General features: G+C 67.6%; 17 protein-coding genes, 2 tRNA genes and 1 pseudogene. 6 read left to right on the top strand and 14 right to left on the bottom strand.

From position 1 onward, the window contains the following. Positions 1 to 11: 11 nt before the first annotated feature. A complete protein-coding gene (locus B1A74_RS03535) occupies positions 12 to 1,988 on the bottom strand; it encodes a M48 family metallopeptidase (RefSeq protein ID WP_018946042.1) in 1,977 nt (658 codons plus the stop codon). Positions 1,989 to 2,000: 12 nt separating this feature from the next. After that, the gene (locus B1A74_RS03530) at positions 2,001 to 2,585 is read right to left on the bottom strand and encodes a LemA family protein (RefSeq protein ID WP_018946043.1); all 585 of its coding nucleotides are present in this window, start codon (positions 2,583 to 2,585) and stop codon (positions 2,001 to 2,003) included. Between the two features lie 131 nt (positions 2,586 to 2,716). Here B1A74_RS03530 and B1A74_RS03525 point away from each other — a divergent pair, with 131 nt between their 5' ends. Further along, complete coding sequence (locus tag B1A74_RS03525; RefSeq protein WP_024328824.1) at positions 2,717 to 3,529, top strand: motility protein A; 813 nt, start codon at positions 2,717 to 2,719, stop codon at positions 3,527 to 3,529. A gap of 3 nt (positions 3,530 to 3,532) precedes the next feature. Beyond that, positions 3,533 to 4,387, top strand: a complete 855-nt coding sequence (locus tag B1A74_RS03520) for an OmpA/MotB family protein (RefSeq protein WP_244269159.1) — start codon at positions 3,533 to 3,535, stop codon at positions 4,385 to 4,387. Positions 4,388 to 4,395: 8 nt separating this feature from the next. On the opposite strand, the gene B1A74_RS03515 is transcribed toward B1A74_RS03520, so the two are convergent. Beyond that, a complete protein-coding gene (locus B1A74_RS03515) occupies positions 4,396 to 5,583 on the bottom strand; it encodes a BaiN/RdsA family NAD(P)/FAD-dependent oxidoreductase (protein ID WP_077243776.1) in 1,188 nt (395 codons plus the stop codon). A 212-nt stretch (positions 5,584 to 5,795) separates the two neighbouring features. Here B1A74_RS03515 and B1A74_RS03510 point away from each other — a divergent pair, with 212 nt between their 5' ends. After that, positions 5,796 to 6,320: a hypothetical protein gene (locus B1A74_RS03510; protein ID WP_024328827.1), complete on the top strand. Its 525-nt coding sequence runs from the start codon at positions 5,796 to 5,798 to the stop codon at positions 6,318 to 6,320. Positions 6,321 to 6,421: 101 nt separating this feature from the next. Here the strand turns inward: B1A74_RS03510 and B1A74_RS03505 are convergent, their stop codons facing one another. The 11 genes from B1A74_RS03505 to B1A74_RS03455 form a co-directional block, all read right to left on the bottom strand. Continuing rightward, positions 6,422 to 8,041 (bottom strand): methyl-accepting chemotaxis protein, encoded by a 1,620-nt coding sequence (locus B1A74_RS03505; RefSeq protein WP_018946048.1) that lies wholly within the window; start codon positions 8,039 to 8,041, stop codon positions 6,422 to 6,424. A gap of 174 nt (positions 8,042 to 8,215) precedes the next feature. Continuing rightward, positions 8,216 to 8,289: transfer RNA gene (locus B1A74_RS03500), tRNA-Cys, on the bottom strand. Between the two features lie 78 nt (positions 8,290 to 8,367). Further along, positions 8,368 to 8,443 (bottom strand) — tRNA-Gly (locus tag B1A74_RS03495). A 65-nt stretch (positions 8,444 to 8,508) separates the two neighbouring features. Next, on the bottom strand, positions 8,509 to 9,060 hold the full coding sequence (gene pgsA, locus B1A74_RS03490) for a CDP-diacylglycerol--glycerol-3-phosphate 3-phosphatidyltransferase (RefSeq protein ID WP_018946049.1): 552 nt from the start codon (positions 9,058 to 9,060) through the stop codon (positions 8,509 to 8,511). Positions 9,061 to 9,066: 6 nt separating this feature from the next. Further along, the gene (gene uvrC, locus B1A74_RS03485) at positions 9,067 to 10,893 is read right to left on the bottom strand and encodes an excinuclease ABC subunit UvrC (protein WP_077243775.1); all 1,827 of its coding nucleotides are present in this window, start codon (positions 10,891 to 10,893) and stop codon (positions 9,067 to 9,069) included. A 7-nt stretch (positions 10,894 to 10,900) separates the two neighbouring features. Continuing rightward, entirely contained in the window at positions 10,901 to 11,566 is a 666-nt protein-coding gene (locus B1A74_RS03480) for a uracil-DNA glycosylase (protein ID WP_077243774.1), read from the bottom strand. Next, a complete protein-coding gene (locus B1A74_RS03475) occupies positions 11,559 to 12,035 on the bottom strand; it encodes a CYTH domain-containing protein (protein ID WP_077243773.1) in 477 nt (158 codons plus the stop codon). The genes B1A74_RS03480 and B1A74_RS03475 overlap by 8 nt, the downstream gene beginning before the upstream one ends. A gap of 13 nt (positions 12,036 to 12,048) precedes the next feature. Further along, positions 12,049 to 13,011, bottom strand: a complete 963-nt coding sequence (locus tag B1A74_RS03470; protein ID WP_018869360.1) for a beta-ketoacyl-ACP synthase III — start codon at positions 13,009 to 13,011, stop codon at positions 12,049 to 12,051. After that, on the bottom strand, positions 13,008 to 14,036 hold the full coding sequence (gene plsX / locus B1A74_RS03465; protein ID WP_077243772.1) for a phosphate acyltransferase PlsX: 1,029 nt from the start codon (positions 14,034 to 14,036) through the stop codon (positions 13,008 to 13,010). Before plsX ends, B1A74_RS03470 begins: the two co-directional genes overlap by 4 nt. Positions 14,037 to 14,129: 93 nt before the next feature. Beyond that, the gene (rpmF, locus tag B1A74_RS03460) at positions 14,130 to 14,327 is read right to left on the bottom strand and encodes a 50S ribosomal protein L32 (protein ID WP_018869358.1); all 198 of its coding nucleotides are present in this window, start codon (positions 14,325 to 14,327) and stop codon (positions 14,130 to 14,132) included. Between the two features lie 104 nt (positions 14,328 to 14,431). Next, on the bottom strand, positions 14,432 to 14,959 hold the full coding sequence (locus B1A74_RS03455) for a YceD family protein (protein ID WP_167769397.1): 528 nt from the start codon (positions 14,957 to 14,959) through the stop codon (positions 14,432 to 14,434). Between the two features lie 131 nt (positions 14,960 to 15,090). Between B1A74_RS03455 and B1A74_RS03450 the strand changes: the two are divergent. The 3 genes and pseudogenes from B1A74_RS03450 (at position 15,091) to B1A74_RS03440 (ending at position 19,008) form a co-directional block, all read left to right on the top strand. Next, positions 15,091 to 16,501, top strand: a pseudogene (locus tag B1A74_RS03450) (acetyl-CoA carboxylase biotin carboxylase subunit). 50 nt (positions 16,502 to 16,551) lie between these two features. Then, positions 16,552 to 18,405, top strand: a complete 1,854-nt coding sequence (gene oadA / locus B1A74_RS03445) for a sodium-extruding oxaloacetate decarboxylase subunit alpha (protein WP_077243770.1) — start codon at positions 16,552 to 16,554, stop codon at positions 18,403 to 18,405. A gap of 3 nt (positions 18,406 to 18,408) precedes the next feature. Further along, positions 18,409 to 19,008 carry a Maf family protein gene (locus tag B1A74_RS03440; RefSeq protein ID WP_077243769.1) on the top strand — a complete coding sequence of 200 codons (600 nt, stop codon included), beginning with the start codon at positions 18,409 to 18,411 and terminating at the stop codon, positions 19,006 to 19,008. Positions 19,009 to 19,020 lie beyond the last annotated feature (12 nt).

Raw genomic sequence — 19,020 nt, 5'->3', positions numbered from 1 at the left:
ATGATACCGCGTCAATCGGCGGAGGACATTCCCTCCTCGCCGGCGTCGAATTCCGCCAGCGGCAGCGGGACGTGCATCGACGCCGCCATGGCCCGCAGCAGTTCCACTTCGGCGGTCCGTACCTGCCCCCCGTGCGTCACGGTCGTCAGCATGGCCCGCACAAGGCGTTCCTTGTCCGCCATGCGCAGCGCATCGAGGGTATCCAGCACCTGGTCGAGGACTCCCGCCCATGCCCGGCTCCCCTCGGATTCGGTCCAGGCTTCGGGGAAATCCACCGCCGCCGGCGCCTGTCCCTCGATGCGCTCGATCCCCGCCGTCAGTGCGGCGCGTCCGGCGTCCGGGTCCCCGGGGTGGCCATGACGCGCGAGCACGGCCAGCAGGAACCGGGCCTCTTCGTGGTGCCGATCGAGTCGCCCATGTCCACCGGCACCGTCGTCACCAGGCTTTCCGGCATCCATCAGATGCCGGTTGAGCAGACGCCCCAGGGCATATTCAAATGCCGAAACCCGGCCATCCGCATGGATCAGGCTTTCCACCAGCTCCTGCAACTGCTCGCGTTCCTCGCGCGGGTGGCGGCGCAACACGGGGAAGGCCATCTCCAGCAGCGGAATCCGCAGGTCGTCACGCAGTTGCGGCACCATGTCGAGCAGCTGTCCGACCCTGCGCTCGCTGTCCCCGCCGCGTTTCTCCGCGACCATCAGGCGTTGTTGCTCACGCACATCGGGGTCGGCATTCATCAGGAGATACAGCACCACTTCCGCTGCCCAGCCATCGCTGTGGGCGGCCTGTTCCAGCGGCCCCGGCATCGAGGCCATCAGGAGCCCGGCACCGAGTATCTGCGCCAGTCCCGGATCGGCAATGCCGTCCACCAGCCGGTCGGCATCCAGGGGCAGCCCCCCGGGGCCCCGCCGGTCTTCCTTTTCCTCCTGCTCGGCGGCCGCCTCGGCCGCGGCCTGCCCCGACTCGGCTTCTTCACGCATGCGCCGGGCGACCTGCTCGAACTCGGACGGATCGAACCCCGGCTCGATCGCCCGAATCCGTTCCTCCAGTGGGGGGTGCGTCGCGAACATGCGCCCGAGGCCTCCACTGGCGAACAGCATGTGCCCCACCTCTTCGGAGTCCGCATCGAGGCGGGCATGACGTGCGCCGATCTTCTTCAGAGCCCCGGCGATGCCATCGGGCTGACGGGTAAACTGCACGGCCGAGGCGTCCGCCAGATACTCGCGCTGGCGCGAAACCGAAGCCCGGATCCAGCGGCCGAAGAACAGGCCGATGTAGCCCACCACCAGCAGTGCCAGGCCCGCGGCCATCAGACCGGCGGCGTTGCGGCTGTCACGCGAGAAACGCATGGCGATCAGCACCCGCTGCCCCACCAGGGCAAGCACCAGGATCCCGTACAGGATTCCGATCAGACGAATGTTCAGGCGCATGTCGCCATTGAGGATATGCCCGAATTCGTGGGCGACGACGCCCTGCAGCTCGTTGCGGTTGAGGGTTTCCAGGGTCCCCCGGGTCACCGCGATGGCTGCGTCGCCCGGCGCATGCCCCGCAGCAAAGGCATTGATGCCGCTTTCCTCCTCCAGCACGTAGATCTCCGGTACCGGCACCCCGGAGGCGATCGCAATTTCCTCGACCACGTTGACCAGGCGTCGGCGCAGCGGGTCCCGGGTGTCCGGCTCGACCCGCGTGCCGCCCAGCTCCCGGGCGACCTGGCCACCCCCGCCTCGCAGTGACGACGCCCGGTAAAGGCTCGCGCCACCGATCAGGACGATCGTGAACAGGGTCACCCAGAACAGGAGATCGAGATTGTTCCGGACCAGCTTGTCCAGCTGCAGGGGCTCGCCCGGCTGTGCCGATGGATCGTGGCCCAGAAACAGCAGGGCGATCGCGTTCATCGCCACCACGATGGCCAGGACGGCCAGGGAAAACAGGACCAGCAGGACCCGGGTGCGGCGATGCGCCCGGTCCTGGTGTTCGAAAAAGTTCATGGTCGGGCTCGCTTACTGGAAGTTGACCTCGACCGCCTCCCGGCGCTGCGGATCCTCGATTTCCAGCAGCTCGGCGCGACGGAAACCGAAATTGTTCGCGATCAGGCTGTTGGGGAACATTTCGCGCAGGATGTTGTAACTCATCACCGCGTCGTTGAATGCCTGCCGCGCGTAGGCGATGCGGTTCTCGGTGCTGCTGAGCTCTTCGGAGAGCTGCATCATGTTTTCGTTCGCCTTGAGGTCAGGATAGGCCTCGGACAGCGCGAACAGACGCCCGAGCGCGCCGGACAGCCCCTGTTCGGACTGCGACAGCTCACGCATGGCCTCGGGGTTGGAAGGATCGGCCGCCGCCTTCTGCAAGCTGCTCTGAGCCTGGTTCCGGGCCTGGATGACCGCCTCCAGCGTATCTTTCTCGTGCGCCATGTAGCGATCCGCGACCTTCACCAGATTGGGGATCAGGTCATACCGGCGGTTGAGCTGAACATCGATCTGCGCGAACGCGTTCTGATAGCGATTGCGCGACGTCACCAGGCGGTTGTACGTCCAGACCCCCCAGATCACCAGAAGGATCACGATCCCGAGCAGGACCCATTCCATGTCTCTTCTCCCATGCTTGCAACGAGGTCTTGGCAGTGTACGCCTTCCACCGGCGGCTCGCGAGCGCGACGCGCGGGCGCGGGATGTTTATCCTTGGGACATATGTCCATCCAATCCCGGCCACTGCTCCCATGAATGTTTCATCCCTGCTGGGCATGATCGGCGGGCTGGCGCTGTTCATCAGCATCATCGCCTTCACCAGCCAGGACCTGCTGGTATTCCTCAACCTCCCCGGTCTGGGCATCGTGGTGGGCGGGACCCTCGCTGCCACCCTGCTCAGCTACCCCCTGCATGAGCTGGTGCGGGTGTTCCGTCTCGCGGCCACGGTCATCCGCGACGAGCGCTACGACGTCACCCAGGACATGGAGGAGATCGTCGAAGTCTCGCGGCTGTGGTTCGCCCAGAACCTGCCCCGAGTCCAGGAGCGCCTGGAGAGCCTGCGCAACCCGTTCCTCAAGACCGGGGTCCAGCTGGTCATCGACGACACGCCCATGGAGGACGTTTCGGATCTGCTGCACTGGCGTCTCGCGCGTCTGCGGGCCCGCGAACTCGCCGAGGCCCAGGTGTACCGCACCATGGCCACCTATGCGCCCGCCTTCGGCATGCTGGGGACGCTGCTCGGCCTGATCAACCTGCTGCTGACCACCGAGACGGACGATTTCGCGGTAATCGCCGTGAACCTGGGCATTGCCCTGATCACCACCTTCTACGGCATCCTGCTGGCCAACCTTGTGTTCCGCCCCATTGCCATCAAGCTGGAACGCCGTACCGAGGAACGCGTGGTCGTGATGACCATGGTGCTGGAAGGCATCATGCTGATGCGCAAGGGGCGTACCCCGGGCTACATCCGCGAGACCCTGCGTTCGTTCGCCGAGAACCACCACGATGAAATCCGTCAGGTTCCGCCGACCGAGGAAGACGAACCAGGAGCGGGCGGGCGCTGAACCATGGCCACGAACGGCGAACCGGAACCGGCCGCATCCGCTCGGGACCAGGCTCGGTCCCGCGACGGGGATCATGTCCTCGCGCGCGATGCGCTGGCGCCGGAAACCGGGCGCAGCCCCGACAGCCTGCGCGAGGACGAACACGCCTGGATCCTGACCTACCTCGACGTACTGACTCTGGTGATCGTGGTCTTCGTGATCATGCTGACCTTCGCCGAACCGCGGGACGAAAGCATCCGTGCCGCCGATGACGACCCGGTGGAGCTGGTCTATCGCGACCTCTCCAATCTGGTCGATCCGCGGCTGTTCCGGCTGTCACCCGAGGCCCCGGAAGTGCCCCCCGGGCCGGTCGAAGATCCGCCGCTGGCCGCCGATCCGCCCTCGCCCGTGGCGACCCCGGCCGACGACCCGCCGCCGGAGGCCGATCCCGAGGCAGTCCGCGACATGCGCGACCGCGCGCCGGAGGGCGTCGAGGTCATCGCACAGCCCGGCAGCATCGAGCTGCGGATCCAGGACGACATACTGTTCGCCACCGCGCAGGCCGATCTGGCCGCCGACGGGCAGGCGTTGCTGGACGACCTCCTTCCGCTGCTGGAAGAACACGAGGGTCGCGTGACCATCGAGGGCCATACGGACAACGTGCCCATCGCGACCCCGCGCTTCCCGTCGAACTGGGAACTCTCCTCGACGCGCGCCAGCGGTGTAGTGCGCTATCTCGTCGACCGCGGCATCGACCCCGGCATCCTGCAGGCGGTCGGCCACGCGGACACCCGACCGGTGGCCGACAACGACACCCCCGAAGGGCGTGCGGAGAACCGCCGCGTATCCATCGTGCTCGAAACCCCCGCCGACTCCTGAGACCCGGATCAGGCGACCTCGCCGGCGGCGTGACCGGAGGCCCAGGCCCACTGGAAATTGTGGCCCCCGAGATGCCCGGTGACATCCACCACCTCGCCGATGAAATAAAGCCCCGGGTATCCCTTTGCCTCGCAGGTGCGCGACGACAGCGCGCGGGTGTCCACGCCCCCGGCCATGACCTCCGCACGGGCATAGCCCTCGGTCCCCGACGGCGTGAACACCCAGGGCTGGAGACGACCGGCCAGCGCGGCCAGGTCGGCGTCGGAGAAACGCTCCAGCGGCCGCTCCGCCACCTCCGGATCCAGCCAGTGCCGGGCGACCCGCCGGGTGAGCCATTCGCCCAGCACCCGACGCAGCTGGCGCTTCGGCGTCTCTTCGCGCGCTGCGCGCAGCCCCTGTTCCAGGGACTCGCCGGGGAAGAAATCCACCGTCACCGATTGCCCCGGCTGCCAGTACGAGGAAACCTGCAGGATCGCCGGACCGCTCACGCCCCGGTGGGTGAACAGCACATTCTCGCGAAAGCCCGCATCGCCCGCCTCGGCCACCGCGTCCAGCGCAATGCCGGACAGCGCCTCGACCGCCGCGCGTGCGTCACCGTCCAGGGTCAGCGGAACCAGCGCGGGCCGCGTCGGCTCCAGCGGGATATCCAGACGTTGCGCCAGGTCCAGGCCGAAGCCCGTGGCGCCCATCCGCGGGATCGGATAGCCGCCGGTCGCGATCACCAGGGACTCGGCCTCGATGACCGCGGACGGCGTGCGCAGGCGCCACGGCGCCTGATCGGATACAACCTCCACGGGCGTGGACGTCCGCAGGGTCACCCCGGCCGCGGCGCATTCGTCCAGCAGCATGCGCACGATGTCCTTCGACGAATGGTCGCAGAACAGCTGACCGAGCTTCTTCTCGTGATACGGGATCCCGTGCGCCGCCACCAGGGCCACGAAATCCCAGGGCGTGTAACGGGCCAGGGCCGATTTCACGAAATGCGGATTCGCGGACAGGAAGTTGTCCGGCCCGCATTCCATGTTGGTGAAGTTGCAGCGGCCGCCCCCGGACATCAGGATCTTCTTGCCGGCCCGGTCCGCGTGATCCAGAAGGACCACGCGGCGCCCGCGCGCTCCCGCCACCGCCGCGCACATCATGCCCGCGGCCCCGGCCCCGATCACCGCCACATCGAAGATTTCCGTCGATTCGTTCATGGGCGGGGATTCTACCCGAGCAGGCCGCGCGGGCGGATCCATGCCGCCGGACAGGCACCAACTTGCCGGCATGGAACCCGTTCCCTGTACTATACTTGTATCCGGAAAGGCCTCGGGGGGCTTGCAAGCTGGTTTCGTGCGTCTCTCCCGCACCTTTCCGGGCATACCCCCTGCGTGGCCCTGCCGACAGCGAACCTGAACAGGAGCGACCCATGATCAACGGGATCGGACCCAATCCGGCCGCCATGGCCAGCCAGACCGCCGCCATGAACGCCAACCAGAATCCGGCCCAGAATCGTGCCGAGGGGGCTCAGCAGCCCGGATCGGCCCAGGCCCCGCAGGCCAGCTCCGGAGCACAACCGGCCCAGCCGGGTCAGGCCACGTCCGTCGGCGCCAGCCAGGGCGCCACCGCCCCGTCGCCCCAGGCGGCCGACACCCCCTCGGCCGCGCGCGGCATCGAGCAGGCCAGCGGCACCCAGGAAGCAAACGCCACGGGCGGGGCCACGGCCGCCGGTGCCATCAACGGGCCCGAGGGCGGTAACGCCGTCAGCGCCACCGACGAGGCGAGCAGCGTCGACGGGGCCGGCAACAACGGTGACGACCGATCCGTCCAGCTGGCCGCCCGCGAAGAGGAGCAGGTGGCCGAAGACAATCTGGCCGCTACCCTGATGCCCGACGGCACCATGGACAACCGTGGCATCAACACCGCGGGCTCCACCCTCGACATTCAGGTCTGACACCGCGGCTGCCCGCCGACCGGCCCGGCGGGCAGCGCACGGTCTCGACCGACCGGACCTGCCGCGACCCCCACCTGCACCATTCCGGCGGACGGCCACCCTTACACGCGGAAGCGCTGGGTCATCTCCTGCAGTTCGCGCGCCAGGCGCATCAGTTCCGCTGCCGAATCACTGGCCTGGCTCGCCCCCTCGGCGTTCTGCTCGGCCTCTTCGGTCACCGTCGCCACATTGCGGTTGATGGTCTCCGCGACCTGGCTCTGCTCCTCGGCCGCGCTGGCGATCTGGTCAATCATCTCGGTGATCGACTGCACCGCCTCGCGGATATCATCCAGCGCCGAACCGGCCTCGCCGGCCTGATCCACGGTCGCGCGCGCCCGCTCCTCGCCGGCCTGCATCACCTCCACCGCGTTGCGCGTGCCCCCCTGCAGGGTCTCGACCGTGCGCCGGATCTCCTCGGTGGATTCATGCGTACGCGACGCGAGGGCCCGTACTTCGTCGGCCACCACCGCGAAGCCACGTCCCGCCTCTCCGGCACGTGCGGCCTCGATCGCGGCGTTCAGCGCCAGCAGATTGGTCTGTTCGGCAATCTCCTGGATCACCTGCAGGACCTTGCCGATGCTCTCCGAGTCCTGCTCGACCCGCTGGATTGCCTCCGCGGCACGATGCACTTCCGAGGCCAGCTGCTCGATCCCGGTTACGGTCCGCTGCACCACCTCCTGGCCACTGCGCGAAGATTCCAGAGAGCGGTGTGCCGCCTCGGTCGCCGATTGCGAGTTACGGGCCACATCCTGGGCCGTGGCGGTCATCTCGTTCATCGAGGTCGCCACCTGCTCGATCTCCCGACGCTGACGATCCCCGCCTTCGCGCGTGCGATCGGACACGTTCGAGACCTCTTCCGCGGCCGAAGTCAGCTGCCCGCTGGAACCGACCACCGCACCGATCAGGGAGCGGAACTGTTCCATCACGTCGTTGAACGCCCGGGCCGCACGCCCGACCTCGTCATCGCCGTGCACGTCCAGCCGCCGGGTCAGATCGCCCCCGCCCCCGGCGATGTCACGCAGCCCTTCCGTCATCTCGGCGAGGGGGCGCGTAACGAAACGGCGGATGAACAGAAAGATCGCACCCAGCAGCGGCAGGCTGACCAGGATCGCGAAGCCGAACAGCTGGATCCCGAAATTCGTCGCTCCCTCGTGCACCTCGGTCATGTCGAGACGCATGGACGTGGCCCCGAGAACCTCGCCTTCCTCCGCGACCCCGTGACAGGTCATGCAGTTGCGCCCCAGGTAGTCGCGCTCATTGCGGATCGGCATGACCACGCGGAGCTCGTCCGTCTCGCGGTCCACGCTGACGAACGATTCGCCCCCGGCGAGGACCTCGCGCTCGATTTCATCACGGGGGGCGCTTTCTTCCGTCCCCTCACCCCACTGTTCGATCACGCCGTCGCCGCGCACGGCACGGAGATCCCGCACATTGCCCATTTCCTGGATCTGTTCCATGAACTCGTGACGCTGGTCCATGGTGCCGGTGATCATCAGGGTCGTCAGTCCGGCCCAGGTCATCTCGTGCAGGCTGCCGGCAAAATGCCCGGCCTGCTCCTGTGCGGTGTCACGCTGCTCCAGCACCGCCCATCCGATCATGCCGGACCAGACGAAGACCAGGATCAGCCAGATGACGCCGAGCAGCCTCAGCCAGATGGGAAGATCGTACAGGCGACGCAGCATGCGGTTACCCCGAGGTCATGGATTGCGGGCGCCCGGACTCACCGGCGCCTCCATCCGGTTTTTCGGCCGTTCGGCCCCAACCTTGAATGGCCGAAGGGAGCTGCGAAGACCCGGCAGGCACCCCGCAAACGAAAAGGCCCGCCGGCATAAAGCCGGCGGGCCTGCAATCGAAGATGGAGGCTGGGCCCGGAATCGAACCGAGGTACGCGGATTTGCAGTCCGCTGCATCACCACTCTGCCACCCAGCCGGGGCAAGGCTTGTTCGACGGTCATGGATGCCGCCGAAACAGAAAGCCCCGGCGGTGCCGGGGCTTCGGGAAATCGTTTGGAGCGGGAAACGAGATTCGAACTCGCGACCCCAACCTTGGCAAGGTTGTGCTCTACCAGCTGAGCTATTCCCGCCCGTCGACAGATGCGTATTCTACAGACAGCGCCGGCGTCGTCAACACCGGATACAAAAAATTCGTTCAGGCGTCCCGGGCCGCGGCCAGCATGTACTGCACCATGGACACCAGCGTCAGCACCGCCGCCAGGTACAGCAGCCATTCCCCGATCAGGAACAGCGACAACCCCGCCACCGGCTCGGCCCACAGCAGCAGGAAGATGGCCACCATCTGGGCGCTGGTCTTGAACTTGCCGATCCAGGACACGGCCACCTTCGCGCTCGTTCCGACCTCGGCCATCCATTCACGCAGCGCCGAGATCGCGATCTCGCGGCCGATGATCACGATCGCGGCCAGCGCCAGCCCCAGGCCGGGGTTGTGGTCCACCACCAGCACCAGCGCGGCGGCGACGATCAGCTTGTCCGCCACCGGGTCGAGAAAGGCACCGAAGCGGCTGGTCACCGACCAGCGCCGGGCCAGATAACCGTCCAGCCAGTCGGTCACCGCGGCCAGCGCAAAGATGATGGCCGCCACGATCCCCGCCACCGGCATCGGCAACGCATAGAAGGCCCCGATCATCAGCGGGATCATCACGATGCGCGACCAGGTCAGCCAGGTGGGGAGTCGTGGAAACATGTCGGATCAGGCCTCGTGGAACTGGTCGTAGATCGCCTGCGCCAGGCGACGATTGATGCCGGGCACCTTGGCCAGCTCGTCGACCCCCGCGCGGGAGACCCCGCGCAGCCCGCCAAAGTGCTTGAGCAATGCAGTGCGACGCTTGGGCCCCAGCCCGCGGACCGACTCCAGGGTGGACTCCTTGCGCGCCTTCGCCCGCCGCGCCCGATGACCGCTGATCGCGAAACGATGGGCCTCGTCACGGATCTGCTGAATCAGGTGCAGTGCACTCGAATGGGGCGGCAGTATAGAAGGCGCCTCCACCCCGCTCAACACCAGGGTTTCCATGCCGGGCCGGCGCTCTTCGCCCTTGGCCACCCCGACCACCCGGATGTGATCCAGCCCCAGATCGGCCAGCACGTTCAGCGCCTGGGTCACCTGTCCCTTGCCGCCGTCGATGAACAGGATGTCCGGTTCCCGGCCCTCGCCCTTTTTCAGCCGCGCGAAGCGACGGCTCAGCGCCTGGTGCATCGCGGCATAGTCATCGCCCGGCTCGATCCCTTCGATGTTGAAGCGCCGGTAATCGGATTTGATCGGCCCCTCCGGCCCGAACACCACGCAGGACGCCACGGTGCCCTCGCCGCGGGTGTGCGAGATGTCGAAACATTCCATGCGCTGCGGCGGTGCCTCAAGTTCCAGCTCCGCGGTGAGCGCATCCAGGCGTGCGGTCTGCCCGGCCTGACTGGCCAGCCGGGTCTTCAGGGCCTGCTCGGCGTTGCGCTGCGCCATGTCGACCCAGCGGGCGCGTCCGCCTCGTAGCGACCAAGCCAGCCGCACGCGTGCCCCGCGGCGTTCGCCCAGCAGGGTCTCCAGGGCCTCGGCCCCTTCCGGCGCGTGCGACAGCAGCACCTGCGGCGGTGGCTCACGTTCGGCGTAGTACTGGGCGAGGACCGCAGCCATGATCTCGTCGTGGCCCGCCGCCTCGGGGACGTCCGGGAACAGTTCACTGTTGCCCAGATTCTGGCCATTGCGAACGAAGAACACCTCCACCGCAAAACTCCCGCCCGACTGCGCCAGGGCGATCACATCGGCATTGCCCTCGCCGCCGGCTACAAACTGCTGCTGCGAGATCTCGCGCAGCCGGCCGATCTGATCGCGCAGGCGCGCCGCCTTCTCGAACTCGAGTGCGGCCGAGGCGGACTCCATGCGTTCCATCAGATCACCGATCACCGCCTCGCTGTCACCCTCCAGGAAACGCACGCTGGCCTCGACGTCGCGGGCGTACTCCTCCGGTGAAATATAGTCCACGCAGGGGGCGGTACAGCGACCGATCTGGTACTGCAGACACGGCCGACTGCGATGCGCGAACACGCTGTCCTCGCACTGGCGCACCTGAAACAGCTTCTGCAGCAGTGCAAGGCTTTCGCGCACCGCCCCGGCCGACGGATAGGGCCCGAAATAGCGGACCCCCTTTTTCTTCGCCCCGCGATGAAACCCCAGACGCGGATATTCGTGTTCGGAAACAAAGATATAGGGGTAGCTCTTGTCATCGCGCAGCAGCACGTTGTAGCGCGGCCGGTGCTGCTTGATGAGATTGGCCTCCAGCAGCAGCGCCTCGGATTCGGTGTGCGTGACCGCGATGCGGATGTCCGCGATCTGCCGCACCATCGAACGGATGCGCGGACCGCGGTCATCCCCGCCGCGGAAATAGCTGGTGACGCGGCTGCGGAGGTTGCGGGCCTTGCCCACATAGAGCACCTTCCCGTCCACGTCCAGCATCTGGTACACGCCGGGCGAACGGGTCAGGTTCTCGAGGAAGGGTTCGGGGTCGAATCCGGTCTCTGGCGCGCTCATGGCGCTTTCAGGATACCTGTTCACGGATGCGGGCGAACAGCCTCCGGAACATCGCCGGGGTCAGGCGCCCGGTCTGGGTGTTGTAGCGCGAGCAGTGATAGGAGTCCACCAGCACGGTGTCGTCATCCAGCCGGTGCTCCGCGGCGTGGGCAAACGGGTGTCGGGCGAGTGCCAGCCCGCGCGTGCGCAGGGCCGCGTCGTGGGCGACCTTGCCCAGCGCCAGGATCACGCGCGGACGGACCCCGGCGATCTCCGCCGCAAGGTAGCCGTTGCATTCGCGGATCTCGGCGGTGGTCGGCCGGTTCTGCGGCGGCAGACACTTCACCGCATTGGTGATACGGCAGTCGTGCAGCGCCAGACCATCATCCGCCCGTTCGCTCTCGGGCGCGCTGGCGAATCCGTATTCGTGCAGGGTGGCGTACAGCAGGATGCCGGCATAATCGCCGGTGAACGGCCGCCCCGTCGCGTTGGCCCCGTGCATTCCGGGGGCGAGACCAACGATCAGCAGCCGTGCATCGACCGGTCCGAACGACGGCACCGGAGCCGCATGGTAGCGGGGGTGCTCCGCACGTACCTCGTCGAGGAACTGCACCAGGCGGGAACAGCGCCGACAGTCGGGGGCAAACCCTCCGGACGGTTCCGGAGGCGGCGTCCCCTCCGCCGGGTCACTCACCCCGCTCCCACTCGCTGTAGGGGTGGCGCGCCAGTTCGGTATTGTAATAGCGCGGATCGTGCGAGACCTCGTCGCCGAGCCATTCCGGACGCGGAAATTCGGCGTCCGCATCGTCGAGTTCCAGCTCGGCGACGATCAGCCCCGCATTCGCCCCGTGGAATTCGTCCACCTCGAACACCCAGCCGTGGTGATCGACCCAGTGCCGGGTCTTCTCCACCTGCGCTCCGGCAAGGGTATCCAGCATTGCGTGTGCTTCAGCTTCCGGAACCGGGTACTGGTATTCGTCGCGCTCCACGCCCAGGGTCGCGCTCTTGATGTTGAGGTTGGCGGCCCCCGACTCCACCCGCACCCGGATGGAGGCCCGCTCGTTGCCGCACAGGTAGCCCTGGCGCATGTAACAGGACCGGTGCGCCTGCTCGCGCCAGCCGTCCCCTGCCAGCAGGAACTTGCGTTCGATTTCGCGTCCCATGTCGGTGTTTCCCCTACATGCGGATCAGGGCCGAGCCCCAGGTGAAGCCGCCGCCGAAGGCCTCGGTCAGGATCAGGTCCCCGCGCTTGATGCGTCCGTCGCGTACCGCCGTGTCCAGCGCCAGCGGCACCGAGGCCGCGGAGGTGTTGCCGTGGCGATCCACGGTCACCACCACATCATCCATGGACATGTTCAGCTTCTTCGCGGTGGCCTGGATGATGCGGATGTTGGCCTGATGCGGGACCAGCCAGTCCAGTTCCGACTTGTCGATCCCGTTGTGCTCCAGGGTTTCGTCGACGATCTGGTCCAGAGTATTGACCGCCACGCGGAACACCGCCCGACCCTCCATGCGGATGAAGTCCAGATCGGGGTTGTCACCGGGCTGCGAGATGCCCCCCGGGACTTCCAGCAGGGACCGGTGCTGGCCGTCGGCATGCAGGTGGGTGGAGATGATGCCGGGATCAGTGGACCGCGAGAGCACCACCGCGCCGGCCCCGTCGCCCCACAGGATGCAGTTCGAGCGGTCGGTGTAATCGGTGATGCGCGACAGCGTCTCGGCCCCCACCACCAGCACGTGCCGTGGCCCACCATTGCGCATGAAACGGTCGGCGGTCGCCAGGGCGTACACGAAGCCGCTGCACACCGCCTGGATATCGAACGCCGGGCAGCCACCGATGCCCAGCTTGGCCTGCAGGATACAGGCGGTGCTGGGGAAGATCTGGTCGGGCGTCGTGGTCGCCACCAGGATCAGGTCCAGGTCGGAGGCCTTCAGGCCGGCTGCATCCAGAGCACGCTGCGACGCCTGCAGCGCCAGATCCGAGGTCAGCTCCTCTTCCGCGGCGATGTGCCGCTCGCGGATCCCCGTGCGCTCGCGGATCCAGGCGTCGGAGGTCTCGACCATGGATTCCAGTTCCTCGTTGGTGAGGATGCGCTCGGGGAGGTAGCTCCCGGTTCCGGCAATACGGGCGTGGTTCACTCCGGCGTCTCCTGCCGCAGCAGCCGCTCCAGCTGCTTGTCGATGCGGGTCGCGATATTGGCCTCGGCCTCGATCCGCGCGATGCGGATGGCATTGGCGAAGGCCAGCGAATCCGCGCTCCCATGACTCTTGATGACGATGCCCTGCAGCCCCAGCAGCGAGGCGCCGTTATAGCGCCGGTGATCGAACCGCTGGCGCAGTCGGCGCAGCACCGGCAGGGCCATCAACCCGGCCAGACGCGAGTACAGCGAGCTGCGGAACTCGGCCTTCATGTTGCTGGTGATCATTTTCGCCACGCCTTCGCTGGTCTTGAGCGCGACGTTGCCGACGAAGCCGTCGCAGACCACCACGTCGACGTCACCGCAGTAGACATCATTGCCCTCGACAAAACCGACGTAGTTCAGTGAGGATTCCTCGAGCATGCGCCCGGCTTCGCGCACGCGGTCGTTGCCCTTGATCGCCTCCGAGCCGATGTTCAGCAGACCGACCCGCGGGCTGTCCAGACCGTCCACGGCCTTCGCCAGCACCGAGCCCATCACCGCGAACTGATACAGGTGCTCGGCCTCGACATCGACGTTGGCGCCCAGATCCAGCATGTGGGTATGGGCGTTCATCGACGGCAGGGCGGTGGCGATTGCCGGCCGGTCGATCCCGGGCAGGGTCTTGAGCACGTAACGCGCGGTGGCCATCAGTCCACCGGTGTTGCCGGCGCTCACGCAGGCCTGGGCCTCGCCCTTGCGCACCTGGTCGATGGCAACCCGCATGGAGGAGTCCCGCTTGGTACGCAGGGCGACCGCGGGCAGTTCCTCCATGCCCACTACCTGGGACGCATGGACGATCTCCACCCGCTCACGCTCCGCAGCGTTCCAGTCCTCCAGCTCCGGCTCGATCACCGCCTGATCGCCGACCAGCTGCAGCCGGAAGTCACCCTTGCCCTTCAGGGCCTGACGCGCCGCCGGAAGCACCACGGGCACGCCGTAATCGCCGCCCATCACGTCAAGGGCGATGGTGTAGCTGCTGCTCATGCCGAGTACCGTTGTGGCTGCCGGAACCGGGGCTCCCCGGAAACAACGGGGCCACGAGGCCCGTTACCCCATGGCCCCCGCATGTCCTGCAATTCAGTCTTCGTCGTCGTCGACTTCGACCGGCTGCTGCACGACCTGACGGCCGCGGTAGAAACCATCCGGCGTCACGTGATGCCGGCGATGGATCTCGCCCGTGGTCGGATCGGTGGACAGGGTCGCGCCCTTGAGCCCGTCGTGGGAACGGCGCATGTCGCGCTTGGAACGGGTCTTGCGGCGTTGCTGAACGGCCATGATGAATCTCCAGATTGAAGCCAGTTGGTACGGATAGCCCGTAAAACGGGCGGCAGTATAGCGTTTCACCGCGGCGAATGCCCGCCCCGGTACCTGCGGTCGGGTCAGGAGTCGTCCCCGCGGCCGGCGAGGTCGTCCTTCAGCCCGGCCAGCACCGCAAATGGATTCTCGCGTCCCTCGCCCTCGGCGAATTCGTCCGTCCGACCGGTGTTGCAGTCCTCGTGGCGCGGCACCAGCGGCCAGGCCAGCAGGACCTCTTCCTCCACCCAGTCGCGCGGGCGCAGCAGGCCCTCGGCATCCAGCTCGACGAAGTCGTCACCGGCATCGAGGCCCTCGATGGATCCCTCCAGCGGCACCAGCACCGCATCCGGCGTCAGGCGGAAATGCCAGGCCATCGGCTGCAGACAGCGCTGGCACTCGTGCCACAGCTCGCCCTCGATGGTCCCGGAGAGCCGCAGCTCGCCCAGCGCCCCCCGCCGGATCTCGAACCGCGCCGCCACATGCAGCGGATGACCCTCCAGCGACTCGGCACGCAGACGCGGCAGATCGCCGGGCACGAGCGCGTCCATGACGAACTCGCGCTGCTGGACGCGGGGCTGCTGCGGATCAAGTGAGGCGGGGACGCGGCTCATACAAACGGGACCGTGTACAAGGGCGCGGATTATGCGCGCGCGCGAACGGGGCGTCAAACCGAAACAGAAACTTGCGGGCACCCCCCGGGCGTGTCGATACTGCGGTTTCCAGGGTCGCCCGGAGAGCGATGTTGATCCGCAAACTCCTGATCGCCAACCGCGGCGAGATCGCCGTCCGGATCATCCGCGCCTGCCACGAGCTGGGCGTCACGCCGGTGGCCGTGCATACGGACGCCGACCGCCACGCCCTGCATGTCCATCGCGCGACGGAAGCGGTCGACCTCGGCCCCGACACCGAGTCCGGTTACCTCGATATCGCCCGACTGGTGGAAGCCGCCCGGACGCGGGGTTGCGACGCCGTGCATCCGGGCTACGGCTTCCTGTCGGAAAACGCCGATTTTGCCGAGGCCGTCACGCAGGCCGGCCTGATCTGGGTGGGTCCGCCGGCCGAGGTCATCCGCCGCATGGGCGACAAGGTCGCCGCGCGGGCGACCATGCAGGCGGCCGGTGTCCCGGTTACGCCCGGGTCCGAAGGCAACCTCGCCGACGCCGCCGAAGCACGCGCGGTCGCCGACGCAATCGGTTATCCGGTAATGCTCAAGGCGACCAGCGGTGGTGGCGGCCGCGGGATCCGCCTGTGCGAGGACCCCGAGGCGGTGGAACAGCAGTTCGAGCGCGTGCGGTCGGAGGCAACCCGTGCCTTCGGTAACACCGAGATCTTCCTCGAAAAGGCGGTGGTCAATCCGCGCCACATCGAGGTCCAGATCCTCGCCGATACCGAGGGGCGCGCCGTCCACCTCTACGAGCGCGACTGCTCCATCCAGCGGCGTCACCAGAAGCTCCTGGAGATCGCCCCCTCGCCGGCCCTGACGAGCGACCAGCGGGAACACCTCGGCGCCCTGGCGGTGCGCGCCGCCGAGGCGGCGGGCTACCGCAATGCCGGGACGGTCGAGTTCCTCCTGGATCACGACGGATCCTTTCATTTCATGGAGATGAATACACGACTTCAGGTGGAACATCCGGTCACCGAGATGATTACCGGTGTCGATCTGGTGCAGGCACAGCTGCGCGTGGCGGCCGGTGAACCGCCGGGTTTCACCCAGGCCGACATCCGTCCACAGGGGATGGCGATCGAATTCCGCATCAACGCCGAAGACCCGGCGAACGATTTCCTCCCCGACATGGGCCGGATCACCCGTTTCGTTCCGCCCGGGCGTGCGTACCGACAGCGCCCTGTACGATGGCTACGTGATCCCGCCGAATTTCGACTCCATGTGCGCCAAGCTGATCGTTCACGCCAGCGGCTGGGCATCCCTTCTGCCACGCTGCGAACGTGCGCTGAACGATCTGGAACTGCGCGGCGTACGCAGTACCGTGCCCTACCATCTGGCCATCCTGAATGACCCGGACTTTCGCCGGGGGGTGTTCGATACCGGGTTCATCGCCGCCCGACCGCACCTGGCACGGGCTCAACCGCCACCCGACCCGCGTCACCGCGCCGCGGTGGTGGCAGCCGCCATCGCCGCTCACCACGGACTTTAGCAGGCTCACATGTCCGGACCGTTCACTTGTTCCCAGCCAATGGATCGCCCATGGACCGCGTTCGCCTGACCGACGTGACCCTCCGCGACGGGCACCAGTGCCTGATCGCGACCCGCCTGAGGACCGAGGACATGCTGCCGGCCTGTGCGCAGCTGGATGCCATCGGCTTTCATTCCCTCGAGGTCTGGGGCGGTGCCACCTTCGATGCCTGCCTGCGCTACCTGGGCGAGGATCCGTGGGAGCGTCTGCATCGCCTGAAGGCGGCCCTGCCCCGCACCCCGCTACAAATGCTTCTGCGTGGCCAGAACCTGCTGGGCTATCGCCATTACGCCGACGACGTGGTGCGCGCCTTCGTGGAGCGCGCGGTGGCCGGCGGGATCGACATCATCCGCATCTTCGACGCGATGAACGATGCGCGAAACCTGAGGGTGGCGATCGAGGCGACCCGCGAGACCGGGGCGCACGCCCAGGGTACGCTCTGCTACACCACCGGACCGGTGCATGACAGCGCCCAGTTCGTGGCGCTGGCGCGCGAACTCACGGCCATGGGGGCGCAGAGCATCGCGATCAAGGACATGGCCGGCCTGCTGACACCTTCGGCCACGCGCGAACTGGTCACCGAACTGGTCGACGCCCTGGACGTACCCGTGCATCTGCATGCCCACGCGACCTCGGGCCTGTCCGAGCTGTGCCACTGGGAGGCGATCCGTGCCGGCTGCCGGCACATCGAAACCGCACTGACACCGTTTGCGGGCGGCACCAGCCATCCGCCCACGGAAAGCATGGTGGCCGCGCTGGCCGGCACCGAACACGACACCGGCCTGGATCTGGAGGCCCTGCAGACCGTCGCCCGCCATTTCCACGACGTGCGGCCGAAATACCGCCGCTTCGAGAGCCGCTTCACCGGGGTGGACACCCGGGTTCAGGTCAACCAGGTGCCCGGCGGCATGGTCTCCAATCTCGCCAGCCAGCTGCGCGAACAGGGTGCCCTGGACCATTTCGACGCGGTGCTGGAGGAAGTGCCGCGGGTCCGCGAGGACCTAGGATACCCGCCGCTGGTCACCCCGACTTCGCAGATCGTGGGCACCCAGGCCGTGCTGAACGTGCTGAGCGGAGAACGCTACGCCCGCATCACCAACGAGGTGAAACGCTATCTCGGCGGCCACTACGGCCGGGCCCCGGGGCCGGTGAACGAAACCGTCCGTCGTCAGGCCATCGCCGACGGGCCGGTCCTGGAAGAACGCCCCGCCGACCGGCTGGAGCCGGAAATGGAACGGCTGACCGCCGACGCCGGCGACCTCGCCGAATCCCCCGAGGACGTCCTGACCTGCGCGCTGTTCCCCGAGATCGGACGGCGCTTCCTCGAGGACCGACGCGCCGGGACCCTCGCCCCGGAACCCCTGGACCTGCCCGGCGATGACCGTCCCGGCTGCCCCGCCCCGCGGCGTTTCACGGTGCAGCTCGACGGCGAAGCGCACGAGGTGGAAATCCGCGGCAGCGGGCCGCGCGACGATGGGACCCGGAACCTGTTTCTGAGCGTGGACGGCGTTCCCGAAGAGATCGGCCTGGTCACCCACGACAGCATCGAGCTGGCCCCGTGGGGCAGCAGCGCGACGGCGCCGCCGGCGTCGTCGCCGGTCGCAAAAAGCAAGCCGGGCCCGAGCGCCGGTCCGGGCGATGTCACCACCACCATGCCCGGAACCGTGGTGGACATCCTGGTGGCCCCGGGAGATCCGGTGGAGGCCGGGCAGGCGGTGGTGGTGGTCGAGGCGATGAAGATGGAATCCGAACTCGTCGCCCCCGCCGGAGGCACCGTGACCGCAGTACATGTGGAACGCGGCGCCGCGGTGACCGCCGGGTGCGTGCTGGTGACGGTCGAAACCGCCGTCGCCACGGGAGACTGAGCCATGCCATCGCCGGAACGCAGCGTCATCCTCGCCTCGACCTCGCCCTATCGCGCACAGCTGCTGCAGCGTCTGGCGCTGCCGTTCGGCACCGATGCCCCCACCGTTGACGAAGGGCCGTACCCTGGCGAAGCACCGGCGGATCTGGTCCGCCGCCTGGCCGAAGCCAAGGCACGCGCGGTCAGCGGGCGCCACGGCGACGCCCTGATCATCGGTTCCGACCAGAACGCCGCCCATGCCGGGCGCATCCTGGGCAAACCCGGAGACGAAACAAGCGCGCGCGAGCAACTGGCGATGCTGTCGGGGGGCACGGTCACCTTCCACACCGGGCTTTGCCTGCTGGACACCGCAACCGGCGAGGCACAAGTGGAAGAGATCCCCTGCCGGGTGACCTTCCGCGATCTGGACGCCGCCGAGATCGCCGCGTACGTACGCCAGGACCAGCCGCTGGACTGCGCCGGCAGTTTCCGTTCGGAAGGCCTGGGCATCAGCCTGTTCGAGCGCATGGACACCGAGGACCCCACCGCACTGGTCGGCCTGCCCCTGATCCGCCTGGCCGCCCTGCTGCGCGCGGCGGGCGTGAGCGTTCCCCCGCGTACCTGAATCCGGGACATT

This window comes from Thioalkalivibrio halophilus (genome assembly GCF_001995255.1).
Classification (GTDB): domain Bacteria; phylum Pseudomonadota; class Gammaproteobacteria; order Ectothiorhodospirales; family Ectothiorhodospiraceae; genus Thioalkalivibrio; species Thioalkalivibrio halophilus.
The sequence above is the reverse complement of the archived record's forward strand: the minus strand, read 5'-3'. Positions and strand labels throughout refer to the sequence as shown.

Coding starts and splice junctions, on each gene's coding strand:
- B1A74_RS03510 (WP_024328827.1), top strand. CDS start 5,796: ATGATCAACGGGATCGGACCCAATCCGGCCGCCATGGCCAGCCAGACC.
- rpmF (WP_018869358.1), bottom strand. CDS start 14,327: ATGGCCGTTCAGCAACGCCGCAAGACCCGTTCCAAGCGCGACATGCGC.
- B1A74_RS03535 (WP_018946042.1), bottom strand. CDS start 1,988: ATGAACTTTTTCGAACACCAGGACCGGGCGCATCGCCGCACCCGGGTC.
- B1A74_RS03505 (WP_018946048.1), bottom strand. CDS start 8,041: ATGCTGCGTCGCCTGTACGATCTTCCCATCTGGCTGAGGCTGCTCGGC.
- uvrC (WP_077243775.1), bottom strand. CDS start 10,893: ATGAGCGCGCCAGAGACCGGATTCGACCCCGAACCCTTCCTCGAGAAC.
- B1A74_RS03515 (WP_077243776.1), bottom strand. CDS start 5,583: ATGAACGAATCGACGGAAATCTTCGATGTGGCGGTGATCGGGGCCGGG.
- B1A74_RS03525 (WP_024328824.1), top strand. CDS start 2,717: ATGAATGTTTCATCCCTGCTGGGCATGATCGGCGGGCTGGCGCTGTTC.
- B1A74_RS03530 (WP_018946043.1), bottom strand. CDS start 2,585: ATGGAATGGGTCCTGCTCGGGATCGTGATCCTTCTGGTGATCTGGGGG.
- B1A74_RS03520 (WP_244269159.1), top strand. CDS start 3,533: ATGGCCACGAACGGCGAACCGGAACCGGCCGCATCCGCTCGGGACCAG.
- B1A74_RS03440 (WP_077243769.1), top strand. CDS start 18,409: ATGCCATCGCCGGAACGCAGCGTCATCCTCGCCTCGACCTCGCCCTAT.
- pgsA (WP_018946049.1), bottom strand. CDS start 9,060: ATGTTTCCACGACTCCCCACCTGGCTGACCTGGTCGCGCATCGTGATG.
- oadA (WP_077243770.1), top strand. CDS start 16,552: ATGGACCGCGTTCGCCTGACCGACGTGACCCTCCGCGACGGGCACCAG.
- B1A74_RS03475 (WP_077243773.1), bottom strand. CDS start 12,035: ATGGGACGCGAAATCGAACGCAAGTTCCTGCTGGCAGGGGACGGCTGG.
- B1A74_RS03455 (WP_167769397.1), bottom strand. CDS start 14,959: ATGAGCCGCGTCCCCGCCTCACTTGATCCGCAGCAGCCCCGCGTCCAG.
- plsX (WP_077243772.1), bottom strand. CDS start 14,036: ATGAGCAGCAGCTACACCATCGCCCTTGACGTGATGGGCGGCGATTAC.